The organism is Vreelandella titanicae BH1 (assembly GCF_000336575.1).
Taxonomy (GTDB): Bacteria; Pseudomonadota; Gammaproteobacteria; order Pseudomonadales; family Halomonadaceae; genus Vreelandella; species Vreelandella titanicae.
In genome coordinates this window covers 163,103-175,572 of sequence record NZ_AOPO01000004.1, presented here as the reverse complement: position 1 = coordinate 175,572, position 12,470 = coordinate 163,103, and the positions used below count along the sequence as shown (strand labels likewise).

Sequence of the window (12,470 nt, the reverse complement as noted above, 5' to 3'; positions counted from 1 at the left end):
ACTACGCCCGGCCTTGAGCCGGGCGTAGTGCGTTGTAGAGTGTCGATTAGCAAGACGTTACAGAGGGCTTATGGTGTTAAGTTATCAAAGCCGCTCTCTGTCACTGCTACGTTATCTTCGATACGAATACCGCCACAGGATGAGAGTTGGTCGACCAACGGCCAGTTAATGGGCAGTGAGGTGTTGCGCAGCGGGTCGAGCAGCATGGCGATAAAATAGAGCCCGGGTTCAATGGTAACGACCATGCCAGGGCGCAGCATGCGCGTCAGCCGTAGCGCTGGGTGCTGCTCTGGCGCAGGGGCGGGCGTGCCATCTGGGTGGCGTAACCCGGCCACATCATGCACTTGAAGGCCCAGCGAGTGGCCCAGTCCATGAGGGCAGAATACCCGCGTAATGCCCTCGGCAACCGCTTGTTCTGCAGTGCCTTTAAACAGATCATTAGCCACCAATATTTCACCCAGGTGGTGATGCATCTGCTCGTGCAGTGCTAAAAAGTTAACGCCAGGGGCTACGCCTTTGACTAACTCATCTTTCAGCCCATGCATGGCGGTGACCAGTTCGCCAAACGCGACGGGGGCATCGGGGCCAGCGTATGTGCGGGTAATATCGGCGCAGTAACCTCGAAAGCGGCGACCCGCATCCACTAGCAAGCTATAGCGCTGTTTAGGCGCGTTAAGGTCGTAGTGTTGATAATGCAGCACGCCAGCATGCTCATTTAAACCAATAATATTTTGGTAGGGCACGTTTGATTCGCGCTGGCGACTCGCTGCTAAGTACGCCAGCTGAATATCCAGCTCACCGGCGGCGCCGATAAAGGCGGCCTGGGATGCCTGATGGCCCGCTATCGCTAAACGGTTGGCTTCACGGAGACAGGCAATCTCATAGGGCGTTTTAAACAGCCGTAATTCATCAAGGGCATGCACTATGCGTTCAGGGTGATGTTCAGCTTTTAGCGCCTGTTGGATGCTGATGGGAAGACGCTCGATATCTCCAATAACGACGGCATTTCCCGAAAGCGATGGGGAGACTTTCTCGCTGCATAAGTGGATATCAAACGTCTCTACCCAGGGCTCATCGGGTAGCTGAGTGGGCAAGTGCCAAAAGTCGGCGGGCGCATACAAGTAGAGCTGGGGGCGCTCTCCCGGCTGAATAATCAGCCAGCTATGCTGCACATCGGCTAAACCCACCCAGTGCATAAAATGCCCGTAAGCCTGAAAAGGAGGAGCGTGGTCATCTGCAAAATGGTCGCTGGCATGGCCACTGTAAATTGCCAGGCTATCGAGCCCGTGGTCGGTCAAAATATCCGAATAAGCACGCTGTAGGTGCGCTATATGCTCGCGTTGCAGGTTAAATAGGGTGGTTGACATACAAAGCTGTGCCCTCTCTTAAGTAAGGTTTCTCAAATGGGGGTCATACACGGGGCGGCGCAAGTTCGCTCCACAGGCTATCCAGCTCAGCGTGGCGATGATTTTGATGACGGTATAGCCGTAGCTCCATGGGCACATCCCAGCGACTATCGCCCGCTCTTACCAGCGTGCCTTGAGCAAGCTCTGCCGCGACGTTGCGTTCAGGCAGCCAACTCATGCCGTAGCCAAGTAGCACCAGCTCTTTAATACCGGCCGCGTAGAGATTTTCACTCTGTGCAGTTAAATAGGTGGTTTGGGGGAGCCTGGCTAGGTGTGCTTTAACCGCAGACCCCAACAACCCACGCTTGGGGTAGGCAAGCCAAGGCAGCGGTTGATGGCGCGAGCCAGGCAGCAGTGCGTGAGGTTCTCCCTCTGGGTTTAAGCCAGTCACTGGAATCAGCCGTTCATGCCCAATCACACGATAATTGCAGGCGCTGGTGTCGATCTCCAGGTCGCAGCGCCCAATTGGCCAGTAACAGATAGCCAGGTCGCACTCGGCACGCGCCAAGGCTTGAAAGTAGTCATTGGCCACCCAGCCGGTCGCCCGCAAATACGGCTGTACGCGATCTTGCCACCCCGTAGACGCCAACCATTCCGGTAAAAAATGCGGCAATAGGCTCTGCGGTGCTGCGACCATAATGCGCCGCTGCTGGCCAGCGTTAATTTCGCGCACCCGGTCACGGGTCAGCCGCACCCGGTCGGTCACCTGTTCGCACAGGGTCAAAAACTCCTCCCCGGCCGGGGTGAGTGAGAGCGGCAGCGTTTGACGATTAATCAGCGTTACGCCCATCTCCTCCTCAAGCAGTTTAATCCGCCGGGAGAAGGTGGGTTGCGTAACGTTTTGATCATCTGCTGCGCGTGAGAAGTGCCGCGTTCTGGCCAGGGCGATAAAATCTTCTAGCCAGCGAATTTCCATGCTCTACCTCTCAGCGCCTGGGGTCGCTGTATCGAATACGACGCCCGCTTCATAGGCGTCCCTCCTCAACAGCGTGGCACGCCACTCGGGTTCCGTCATCCTGTGTTTGCAGCAAGGGGATCTCTTGCTTACAGCGCGCATTGGCATGGGGGCAGCGGCCATGAAACACGCAGCCGCTAGGCAGGTTAACTGGGGTCGGCACTTCGCCGGTGAGACGAATATGCTGGGGCCGGTCATCCTTCAAACGTGGAATGGCCGAGAGCAGCGCGTGGGTATAGGGGTGGCGCGGCTTATCGAACAGTGTCGCGGTGGTGGCAACTTCACACACCGTGCCTAAGTACATCACCGCCACGCGGGTGCCAAAGTGCTCCACGACGGCTAGGTCGTGAGTAATGAACAGGTAGGTCAGATTGCGCTCTTGCTGGGCTTCCATCAGCAGGTTGAGCACCTGGGCTTGAATCGAGACGTCCAGTGCGGAGATAGGCTCGTCGGCAACGATGAACTCAGGGTCAACGGCCAGGGCGCGGGCAATGGCAATACGCTGCCGCTGGCCGCCGGAGAACTCGTGGCCAAAGCGTTTGCCCCAGTCCGGGTCGATGCCCACTGAGCGCATCACTTCCTCTACCTTGTCGAGAATTTGCGGCCGCTTCCAATCAGGGTGGTGCAGGCGTAGCGGTTCTTCCAGGGTTTGCTGAATAGTCATGCGCGGGTTGAGCGACGCATAAGGGTTCTGGAAGATCATCTGCATCCGCTTGCGATACGGCAGCAGTTGGCGCGAGCTTAAGTTATCGATGCGGTTGCCGTCGTAGCGAATCTCACCCTCTGTTGGGGTCAGCAGCCCCATGACAGTTCGCGCCACGGTGGACTTACCGCAGCCCGACTCACCGACCACGCACAGCGCTTCACCGCGTTTGATATCCAGATTCACACCATTAATGGCGTGAACGTGCTCTTGGTGGCGAACCAGCTTACCGCCCTTAAAGCGCAGCTGATCGAGAAAATCCCCAGAGAGCGAGAAGCGCTTTTTTAGATCGCGAATCTGCAGTAGCGAATCAGCGCTCTGTTCGTTCTGACGTGGAGTAGGATTATGGCTGTCCGTTATAGCCTCAGCGTGCGCACTCATGAGGTTTCCTCTTTCAAACGGCGATCTTCGAGCATTTCAGCGACCATATGACACGCCACACGGCAATTGCCGGATTCGACAAATTCAGGCACCTGCTGGGTGCAGGCGGGGCGGGGCTGGCCATCGGCACGATTGATAAAATCGCAGCGCGGATGAAACGCGCAGCCGCTGGGCAGGTTAGAGAGTGACGGCATGCTGCCGCGAATCTGATTGAGCTTTTCACCCGGCGTTGCCATCTGAGGCAGGGCGTTGATTAACCCCTGGGTGTAAGGGTGCTGCGGGTCGTTGATAATCTCCCGTGTTGGCCCTTGCTCAATGACTCGGCCAGCGTACATGACCAGCATGCGCTGGGTGACCTGGCTGACCACGCCCAGGTCGTGGGTGATCAGAATAAGCCCCACATTGTGCTGCTCGCAGAGATCAAGTAGCAGCGCCATGATCTCGGCTTGAATGGTCACATCAAGAGCCGTAGTAGGCTCGTCGGCAATGATAATGTCCGGGTCAAGCAGCAGCGCAATGGCGATAATAATCCGCTGGCGCATACCGCCTGAAAGCTCGTGAGGGTACTGATCCAGGCGCGTTTCCGGCGAAGGGATTTGCACCTGTTGGAGTTTGTCCAGGGCGATCGCGCGGGCCTCTTTGGAGGAGATGCGCCGGTGCGCTTTTAAACACTCGACCATCTGCTCGCCAATGGAGAGCACCGGATTAAGCGTCATCATTGGGTCTTGAAAGATCATCGAAACGCGGTTGCCGCGTACTTTACGTAGGCCACGCTCAGACATGCGGTTAAGCACCTGACCGTCAAACGTCACCGTGCCGCCGGCGATAAAGCCCGGTTTGGCGATCAAGTTGAGCAGCGAAAACGCGGCAACCGACTTGCCTGCGCCGGACTCACCGACAATACCCAGGCGCTCACCGCGCTCAAGGCTGAAACAGATATCACGCAGGGCGTGCACTTCACCCTGGCGCAGCGCAAAGCGTACATCGAGATTGTTGACTTCAAGTAGTGCCATGGTGTCCTCAGCCTTTGTAGAGTCGTGGGTTCATGACATCACGCAGCCAATCGCCGAGTAGATTGATCGACAGCACCAGTACCACCAGAACTGCGCCCGGAATCAAGGTGATCCACCAGGAGCCGGACTGGATGTAATCAAAGCCCGATTTGATCAGTGAGCCAAGCGAGGGGTGGGTCTCTGGCATCCCCAGTCCCAGAAACGACAGCGCCGCTTCAGAGATAATCGCGTTGGCGATCTGCACGGTAGAGATAACGAATATCGGTGACATGGTGTTGGGCAGCACGTGGCGGAACATAATCCGTTTGCTGCGTAGGCCCATCACGCGGGCGGCATCAACGTACTCTTTGTTTTTCTCTGCCAACACTGAGGCGCGCACGGTACGGGCATACTGGGGCCATTCGGCCAGGCCGATAATCAGAATCAGCATCATCACCGCGTACTGGCTATAGAAGGCGCTACCCATGGTCGCTTTGACCAAAGCGCCCACCACGATAGCGACCATAAGTGTCGAGAATGACAGCTGAATGTCTGCCAGGCGCATCAAAATCGTATCGACACGGCCGCCCAGGTAGCCCGCCATTAGGCCGAAGGTGACCCCTAGCAGCGCCTGCAAAATAACCGCACCGAAACCAATCAGCAGCGATACGCGGGTGCCATACAGCACAATCGACCATAAGTCGCGCCCCTGGGCATCGGTACCTAGCGCGTAACGCTCATCGGCACCGTCAATCCAGAAGGGCGGCAGTTCAGATGACATAATGTCTATCTGGGATAGGTCGTAAGGGTTCGTGGGCGCCAGCAGCGGTGAGGCAAAGGCGGCGATAACCATGCAGATAAACACAGCCAAGCAGAGCTGGGCGGTGCGGTCACGCTTGAAGCTGTACCATATATAGGAGTCGCGCAGGCGTTCCCAGCGGCTGGGTGAGGCGCTCGCTGGGGAGGAATTGTTGGTGGTACTCATGCGGGCTTCCCAGTCAGTTTAACGGTGGGGTTCACCATGCCGTAGATGAGATCCACGATGGTGTTAGTGACGACAAAGATCACGCCGACGATCATCAGGTAGGTCACAATCAGCGGTATATCGGCGCGGTTGATCGCATCCAAAAACATCAAACCCATGCCCGGCCATTGGAAAACAGTCTCGGTCAAAATGGTGTAGGCCACCATGGTGCCGATCTGTACGCCGCCCACGGTAATCACTGGTAGCATGGTGTTTTTAAGGGCGTGAACGAAATAGACCCGGCGCATAGAGATGCCTTTAGCGCGGGCATACTTGACGTACTCTGACTGCAGGACTTCCATCATTTCGGCGCGAATCAGACGGATAAACAGCGGTAGCATAATGGAGGCCAGTGAGACCGCCGGCAGCACTAGATGCTGTAAACCGTTCCAAGTTGCCAGGTTGGTGTCCCAGTTGCCCACCACGTTAACGAGATCATAACCACGGCCGAAGGAGGGCATATTGCCTTCGGTGGAGAAGAAGTCATTCAGCCATGCGCCCCAGCCGGTACTTTCGGGGAACAGTGTGACAGTGACGCCGATGGCGAAGATTTGAATCAGTACGATTGCGGTCAAGAACACTGGAATTGAGATACCGATAATCGATATACCCATAAACAGGCGTGAAATCGGTGAGCGCGGTTTGATGGCGCTATATACCCCAATGGGTACCGAAAGCAGCACAATAATCAGCGTCGCGGCAAATACCAGCTCCAGGGTGGCGGGTAAGTGGCGAGCAATTACTTCTAACGCCGGTTCGCGATAAAAGTACGAGTAGCCGAAATCGCCTTGAACGGCGTTTTTAGCAAAACGAGCGTACTGCACCAGGAAGGGGTCATTGAGGCCAAAGCGCTCGCGAATCTCTTCACGCTCGCTCTCCGGCACTGACTGGCCAACCATCTGCTGTATGGGGTCACCCAGGTTATCCTGAATGGCGAAGGCCAGCACGCTGATGACAAACATCACCAAAATCGCGTGCATCAGCCGCTTGATTAAAAAGGCAATCATGGCGTACGCCACCTATATGAGGGGTTCATCAAAGGGAGTAGGGGCATGTTATGCAGAGTTCTCACAGACGCGAACTGCCAGCTAAAAGGCTTCGCCCCCTAAACGCTTAGGGAGCGAAGCATCCTTGCGGTTTACTTGTTGGCTGTTAACGCTGTAGTGACTCTTTTCTAGGCATTTAATCAATCAGCGCTGTGAGCGCTTAATCGTCGCTGCGATTAATGACCAAGTCACCCAGGTAGGGGAAGTCAAGGGCGTTGACTACAGGCTCAATCTCAACCCCTTCAGCGGCCGCGTAAGCAAGGTTCTGCCAGTGCAGTGTGATATAGCCGACGTCTTCATAGAGCATGGCTTCGGCTTCGCGCAGCATTTCGTTGCGTTTTTCCAAATCGGTTTCACTATCGGCTTCGGTGACGAGTGCGTCGATCTCTTCGTTGCAGTAGCCACCGTAGTTGTATTGGCCAGCACCGGTCTCTTCATCGAAGCAGAAGGTTAGATACTGGAAGAAGTTAGCGGTATCTTCGGTATCCGCGTGCCAGCCGATCATCGCCATATCCGATTGGCGGGTATCGTACTCAGGCCAGTACTGCGCCAGGGGCATGGTACGCAGGTCAACGTCAATATTGATTTGTGCCAGCATATTGGCGACCGCTTGGGCGATCTGGGCATCGTTTACGTAGCGATTGTTGGGGGCAATCATTTCAACGCTGAAGCCGTCTGCGTAGCCCGCTTCGGCCATTAGCTCTTTGGCGCGTTCAATATCGTAGCGTGGCGTTAAGTCTGGGTTGTGACCGGAGTAACCTTTGGGTGATATCTGTCCGGCGGGCGTCGCGAAGCCGCGCATTAAGCGGTCGGCAATGCCTTCCTGGTTAATAGCCAGATCAACCGCTTGGCGAACGCGGGCATCCTGGAAGGCTTCAACGCGGTCTTCGTTCATTTGGAAGCCAATGATACGCGTACCGTCAACCTCAACCAGATTAACGCCGTCGGCCTCGCGTACGCGATCCAAATCGTTGGGAGGCACGGCATCAATAAAGTCGACACCGCCAGAGAGCAGGGCGGCAACCCGTGAGGCGTTCTCAGCGATGGGTGTCAGCACGATATTAGAGACATTGCCTTCGCTTTCGGTATCCCAGTAGTCTTCGAAGCGCTCAAAATCTACCCGTACACCCTGACGGCGGTCAGTCACCATGAACGGACCAGTACCGGAAACATTGCGCGAAGCAAAGGAGTTGCCAGCTTTAACGATCTCACCTTTGTCGTTGCCGCCCTCGGTTTCACCGCTATAGAACTCGCTATCCATCGGGAAGATGTAGGTAGCCAGGTTGAGTAGCAGCGGGTAAGGTTCGGTGGTGACAATTTCAACGGTGTAGTCATCAACGGCTTCGGCGCTGGCAACCGGCTCAAAAATAGCGCGATAGTCAGGGCTCTCTTTCAGACGCTCAATGGTCCATACCACGTCTTTGGCGGTGAATTCGTTACCTGAGTGGAAGGTAACGCCTTCACGCAAGGTCATGCGCATGGTGGTTTCGTCGACCTGCTCCCACTCGGTGGCTAAGCGCGGCTCAAACTCAAAATCTTTTGTCCAGCGCACCAGCGGATCAAATGCCATATGAGAAAAGCGCAAGACGCCGCCAGAAAGCTGCTCGTGGATATCGAGGGTTTCAGGGTCGGCGGAGTAGCCAATACGCAGCGTTTCAGCACTTGCGGTCATCGGTAGTAACGTCGTACCCGCAACCACTGCACCAATAACGGAAGCCAGTAAGGTTTTCTTGAGCGTCATCATCGTTCCCTTAAATCATTGTTTATTTTTCGTTTTACCGCCGTTTTCTTGGCTAGAAGCACCCTTCCCGCCAGGAAAGCGTCGGCAAAACAGACACGGTCAGTTGTTAAGCCTATTTACAACACAAGCGCACAACCTAGGCTTACAACATAGAGAGTGCCTATCGCGTCATACAATCGAAATAATGACAGGCATCATTCGTCTACTGAATGATGGGGCTAATAGCGGCATGCTGAAGGCTTGTTTTAAGACGAAAGTAGTAAGCGAAAAGCGACACATAATAGGGCGGAAAATCTTATGTGGAAAAAAATTGGGATAGCGTTGATGGGGGTTTGGCTACCTATCACTGGTTTTGCCACTGAGCCTGTGGGGCAAAGTCCTCCTCAAGGTGGCTCTGAGCGCGCGGCGCCTGAAATAGCAGGGTCGTTGGATGATGAGTTGCGGGAGTGGTTTATTTTACGCCATGGTAATGACTCAAATGCCTCATTCGTAGAGCTAGGCGACGATATCAATATTGATATCGCTGGCTCTGTTGACGATGAGAAGTGGGACGGCGAGGAGGCGCTCTCTATTAGCCTGACCGTGAACGAAGGGCAGTTGATCAATGCAGTGGTTATTTATTCCATTGGGGCTTCTATTGCCCCGCCGCTGTTCACCTCTGAAGGGGGGGAAGTAGTAGTAACACTGACTCACTATGACCGTACCAGCCAAACGGTTCGCGTAGCTGGGAAAATTGAGGGGGCGCTGGGACTGCAAGTCGAGCTAGGTGAACCGCCAAGCCAGGAAGAGGGCATTGAGATCGACGTGGTGTTCGATGTAGAGGCGCAAAAAGTAGAGTTCTAATGCCCAGGTCGACGTTTGCCGACCTGGTGACAAGACCTCAGTGGCTATCCATGTCCATCAAAAGCGCTTAACCGAACTGCTGGTGCAGCCAGGCATTAATAGTGTCAGATTCGTACATCCACTCTTCACGCCCATCGTCGTGGGTGATTCTCAAGCAGGGCACTTTGACTTTGCCACCCCCTTCCAAGAGCGCCTGCTTATGGGCAGGATCAAGTTGAGCATCACGTACCTCAATGTTTAAACCCAGCCGCGCTATCTCTTTGCGCACCTTGATGCAGAAAGGGCAGGTGCGAAATTGGTACAGCGCAAGGTTCTGGCACGCTTGATCCACCTTGGCTTGTTCTTCAGGCGTACGCTCTACTGACTTAGGCGTGGAAAGCTTCTCGGAAATCAGCATGACCGGGGCGAGCACCAAGCGAAGACCACGAAAGAAATAGCGAATTAAAATGCGCATCGAAAAAGGCTCCTGTGCTGAGATGTTGGCTTACATCAGCGTGACAAGTGGGAAGAAAGGGGTAGTCATCATAAGTAAACAGTGGCCGCATCCTGCAACAACTAAAGAGATTTGTCACTTGAGTGGTGCTTTGTCAGCGTTTATGGCGATGAATAGATGAGCAAATAGCCTCAACATGCTAGGCTACTTGGCTATTTTTACGCCATTTTTTGGCTTTTAGTGAATTGGTTTACGGGCGATTAACGGGGCGAGAGCCATGCATCTGCATATTATGGGTATCTGCGGCACCTTTATGGGTAGCCTGGCACTGCTGGCGCGTGAAATGGGGCACCAGGTGAGTGGCTCCGATCAGAATGTTTACCCACCCATGAGCACCCAGTTGGTTGATGCGGGCATCACCTTAATGGAGGGCTACCACGCCGAGCATCTGTCGCCAGCGCCGGATCTTGTCGTGGTGGGCAATGCCTTGTCACGGGGCAATGAAGAGGTTGAAGCGTTACTCAATAGCGGCCTGCCGTATACCTCGGGGGCGCAGTGGTTGGCGGAGCACGTGCTGCCCGGCCGACGCGTCATTGCCGTGGCAGGTACCCATGGTAAAACCACCACCGCCAGTGTATTAGCCTGGCTTTTAGAGAGTGCCGGCTTAGCGCCGGGGTTTTTAATCGGTGGCGTGCCACGTAATTTTGGCGTATCGGCGCGTTTGGGTGATCCGCAGGCGCCGTTCGTGGTGGAAGCTGATGAGTACGACACGGCTTTCTTCGATAAGCGTTCCAAGTTTGTTCATTATCGTCCGCATATCGCCATCCTCAACAATCTTGAGTTTGACCACGCCGATATCTTCCCCGACTTGGCAGCCATCGAGCGCCAGTTCCATCACCTGGTGCGCACCGTGCCTAGTCGTGGCCACTTATTAGTTGCTGATGAGCAGCCTGCCCTTGAACGTGTGCTGAGCCAGGGCACCTGGACGCCGGTAGCGCATTTTGGCGATCAGGCCGCGAGCGAATGGCAGCTTAAACTAGAGCGCGCCGATGCCAGTCGCTTCCAGGTGATTTATAGCGGTGGCGAGCCCGGCCTGGATGAAGACGGAGTCGTTGAGTGGGCGCTTACCGGCGAGCATAACGCACGCAATGCGCTGGCAGCGCTGGCAGCGGCGCATTTGTGTGGGGTTGATCTAGCCCGTGGCTGTGCGGCGCTAGCGCGCTTTGAAACACCCAGAAGGCGTCAAGAGGTGCGCGGTGAGATTAATGGCATTCAGGTAATCGATGATTTTGCCCACCATCCCACGGCAATTGCCGCCACGCTTAAAGGGCTACGAGCTGCAACCACGAAGGGGCGCTTGCTGGCGGTCATTGAGCCGCGCTCCAACACTATGCGTTTAGGTGCACTGCGCGAGCGGTTAATTGAGAGCGTGGCTGACGCTGATGGCGTGTTTTGGTTTCAGCCTGCCGGGCTTGACTGGTCGATGGACGAGCTGGTTGCCACGCAAGGTGCGCATGCCCAGCTGTTTAGCGATATTGATACGCTGGTGGCAGCAGTGGTCACTCAAGCGTCACCGTTGGATCGCATTGTGGTGATGTCCAACGGTGGCTTTGAGGGCGTGCATGAACGCTTGCTCGCCGCATTAGCCGCAGCCAAGGAGGGGAATGCGTGACAGATAGAGCCGACGCATCGTTCAAAAAACCGATTACCGTGGCACTCACCGGCGCATCCGGGGCTCAATACGGTTTGCGCTTGATCGATGTACTAGTCGCCGCAGGCCATGAAGTGTGGGTCATGATTTCGAAAGCTGCGCACATGGTCATCGCCACAGAAACAGATATTGAGCTACCCGCCCAGCCCCAGCGTTTAGCCGAGGCGCTGAGTGAGCGCAGTGGGGCACAGCCTGGTCAGATCCGCTGCTTTGGCCGCGAAGACTGGATGGCGCCGGTGGCATCAGGCTCTGGCGCGCCCTCCACCATGGTGGTGTGCCCGTGCTCTACCGGCACGCTTTCTGCCGTCGCAACGGGGGCTAGCAATAACCTGATTGAGCGGGCGGCGGACGTGGCGATTAAAGAGCGCCGAACGTTGGTGCTGGTGCCACGAGAAAGCCCGTTTTCGCCGATTCACTTGGAGCACATGCTGACATTGAGTCGCTTGGGAGTGGTCATCTTACCGGCAGCCCCAGGATTTTATCACTGTCCACAAACCATTGATGATCTGATTGATTTTATTGTCGCGCGTATTCTTAACCAGTTGGGAATCGAGCATTCGCTGGTGCCTCGCTGGGGAGAGGTTGGAGATAAGGATGAGTGATCTATGATGTCGTGGGCCACGCTGTCGGTTTTTGTGCCAACGTTTCTGTTTGTCTCGCTGACCCCAGGTATGTGCATGACCCTCGCCATGGTGCTGGGCATGACCCAAGGCGTTAAACGCACGCTGTGGATGATGGTGGGCGAGCTGCTGGGCGTTGGTTTAGTGGCTGCCGCCGCAGGCGCGGGGGTAGCTGCGTTGATGCTGCGTCAGCCAGAGCTGTTTGTGCTGTTTAAGTGGGTGGGCGGCGCTTACCTGGGTTATTTGGGTATTATGATGTGGCGTTCCCGTGGGCGCATGGCGATTCCCAGCGAGCTGGATGCGGGTCCACCCGCTAGCCCCCTGCAGTTAGCCATGCAAGGGTTTGTTACCGCGGTGGCAAACCCTAAAGGGTGGGCATTTTTTATGGTGCTGCTGCCGCCTTTTTTGGATAGTAGTCGCCCATTGCCGGGGCAGCTCAGCCTGCTGATAGCGGTCATTTTGACCATTGAGTTTGTCAGCATGCTGGTCTATGCCACCGGCGGCAAAACGCTACGCAATGTGCTCGGTAAAAGCGGCAATGTCCGGCTCCTGAATCGCATCGCCGGAACACTGATGATTGGGGTAGGCCTGTGGCTTGCCTTGGGGTAAAGCGGT

Annotated in this window: 12 protein-coding genes; 4 read left to right on the top strand and 8 right to left on the bottom strand. The window is 55.6% G+C overall.

The window, feature by feature from the left end:
* Window positions 1–68: 68 nt before the first annotated feature.
* The 7 genes from pepQ to HALTITAN_RS09815 all read right to left on the bottom strand — a co-directional run bounded on the left by pepQ (window position 69) and on the right by HALTITAN_RS09815 (window position 8,248).
* A complete protein-coding gene (pepQ, locus tag HALTITAN_RS09845; protein ID WP_009287011.1) occupies window positions 69–1,367 on the bottom strand; it encodes a Xaa-Pro dipeptidase in 1,299 nt (432 codons plus the stop codon).
* Between the two features lie 43 nt (window positions 1,368–1,410).
* Window positions 1,411–2,322, bottom strand: coding sequence for a LysR family transcriptional regulator (locus HALTITAN_RS09840; protein ID WP_009287010.1), 912 nt, complete (start codon window positions 2,320–2,322; stop codon window positions 1,411–1,413).
* 49 nt (window positions 2,323–2,371) lie between these two features.
* Window positions 2,372–3,445 (bottom strand): ABC transporter ATP-binding protein, encoded by a 1,074-nt coding sequence (locus HALTITAN_RS09835; RefSeq protein WP_039859110.1) that lies wholly within the window; start codon window positions 3,443–3,445, stop codon window positions 2,372–2,374.
* Window positions 3,442–4,458, bottom strand: a complete 1,017-nt coding sequence (locus HALTITAN_RS09830; protein ID WP_009287009.1) for an ABC transporter ATP-binding protein — start codon at window positions 4,456–4,458, stop codon at window positions 3,442–3,444. Before HALTITAN_RS09830 ends, HALTITAN_RS09835 begins: the two co-directional genes overlap by 4 nt.
* 7 nt (window positions 4,459–4,465) lie before the next feature.
* The gene (locus HALTITAN_RS09825) at window positions 4,466–5,422 is read right to left on the bottom strand and encodes an ABC transporter permease (protein WP_009287008.1); all 957 of its coding nucleotides are present in this window, start codon (window positions 5,420–5,422) and stop codon (window positions 4,466–4,468) included.
* Window positions 5,419–6,468, bottom strand: a complete 1,050-nt coding sequence (locus tag HALTITAN_RS09820) for an ABC transporter permease (RefSeq protein WP_039859109.1) — start codon at window positions 6,466–6,468, stop codon at window positions 5,419–5,421. Before HALTITAN_RS09820 ends, HALTITAN_RS09825 begins: the two co-directional genes overlap by 4 nt.
* Before the next feature lie 199 nt (window positions 6,469–6,667).
* Window positions 6,668–8,248, bottom strand: a complete 1,581-nt coding sequence (locus HALTITAN_RS09815; protein WP_039859107.1) for an ABC transporter substrate-binding protein — start codon at window positions 8,246–8,248, stop codon at window positions 6,668–6,670.
* 297 nt (window positions 8,249–8,545) lie between these two features.
* Between HALTITAN_RS09815 and HALTITAN_RS09810 the strand changes: the two genes are divergently transcribed.
* Complete coding sequence (locus HALTITAN_RS09810) at window positions 8,546–9,091, top strand: hypothetical protein (protein ID WP_009287005.1); 546 nt, start codon at window positions 8,546–8,548, stop codon at window positions 9,089–9,091.
* Window positions 9,092–9,158: 67 nt separating this feature from the next.
* Here the strand turns inward: HALTITAN_RS09810 and HALTITAN_RS09805 are convergent, their stop codons facing one another.
* A complete protein-coding gene (locus HALTITAN_RS09805; RefSeq protein ID WP_022523151.1) occupies window positions 9,159–9,545 on the bottom strand; it encodes a glutaredoxin family protein in 387 nt (128 codons plus the stop codon).
* 256 nt (window positions 9,546–9,801) lie between these two features.
* Here HALTITAN_RS09805 and mpl point away from each other — a divergent pair, with 256 nt between their 5' ends.
* From mpl to HALTITAN_RS09790, 3 genes are read left to right on the top strand one after another with little or no spacing between them, the layout of a single operon-like run.
* Window positions 9,802–11,196 carry a UDP-N-acetylmuramate:L-alanyl-gamma-D-glutamyl-meso-diaminopimelate ligase gene (mpl, locus tag HALTITAN_RS09800; protein WP_009287004.1) on the top strand — a complete coding sequence of 465 codons (1,395 nt, stop codon included), beginning with the start codon at window positions 9,802–9,804 and terminating at the stop codon, window positions 11,194–11,196.
* Entirely contained in the window at window positions 11,193–11,837 is a 645-nt protein-coding gene (locus tag HALTITAN_RS09795) for a flavin prenyltransferase UbiX (RefSeq protein WP_009287003.1), read from the top strand. The genes mpl and HALTITAN_RS09795 overlap by 4 nt, the downstream gene beginning before the upstream one ends.
* 3 nt (window positions 11,838–11,840) lie before the next feature.
* Window positions 11,841–12,464: a LysE family translocator gene (locus HALTITAN_RS09790; RefSeq protein ID WP_009287002.1), complete on the top strand. Its 624-nt coding sequence runs from the start codon at window positions 11,841–11,843 to the stop codon at window positions 12,462–12,464.
* The last annotated feature ends 6 nt before the right edge of the window (window positions 12,465–12,470 follow it).

Coding starts and splice junctions, on each gene's coding strand:
- pepQ (WP_009287011.1), bottom strand. CDS start 1,367: ATGTCAACCACCCTATTTAACCTGCAACGCGAGCATATAGCGCACCTA.
- HALTITAN_RS09840 (WP_009287010.1), bottom strand. CDS start 2,322: ATGGAAATTCGCTGGCTAGAAGATTTTATCGCCCTGGCCAGAACGCGG.
- HALTITAN_RS09835 (WP_039859110.1), bottom strand. CDS start 3,445: ATGAGTGCGCACGCTGAGGCTATAACGGACAGCCATAATCCTACTCCA.
- HALTITAN_RS09830 (WP_009287009.1), bottom strand. CDS start 4,458: ATGGCACTACTTGAAGTCAACAATCTCGATGTACGCTTTGCGCTGCGC.
- HALTITAN_RS09825 (WP_009287008.1), bottom strand. CDS start 5,422: ATGAGTACCACCAACAATTCCTCCCCAGCGAGCGCCTCACCCAGCCGC.
- HALTITAN_RS09820 (WP_039859109.1), bottom strand. CDS start 6,468: ATGATTGCCTTTTTAATCAAGCGGCTGATGCACGCGATTTTGGTGATG.
- HALTITAN_RS09815 (WP_039859107.1), bottom strand. CDS start 8,248: ATGACGCTCAAGAAAACCTTACTGGCTTCCGTTATTGGTGCAGTGGTT.
- HALTITAN_RS09810 (WP_009287005.1), top strand. CDS start 8,546: ATGTGGAAAAAAATTGGGATAGCGTTGATGGGGGTTTGGCTACCTATC.
- HALTITAN_RS09805 (WP_022523151.1), bottom strand. CDS start 9,545: ATGCGCATTTTAATTCGCTATTTCTTTCGTGGTCTTCGCTTGGTGCTC.
- mpl (WP_009287004.1), top strand. CDS start 9,802: ATGCATCTGCATATTATGGGTATCTGCGGCACCTTTATGGGTAGCCTG.
- HALTITAN_RS09790 (WP_009287002.1), top strand. CDS start 11,841: ATGATGTCGTGGGCCACGCTGTCGGTTTTTGTGCCAACGTTTCTGTTT.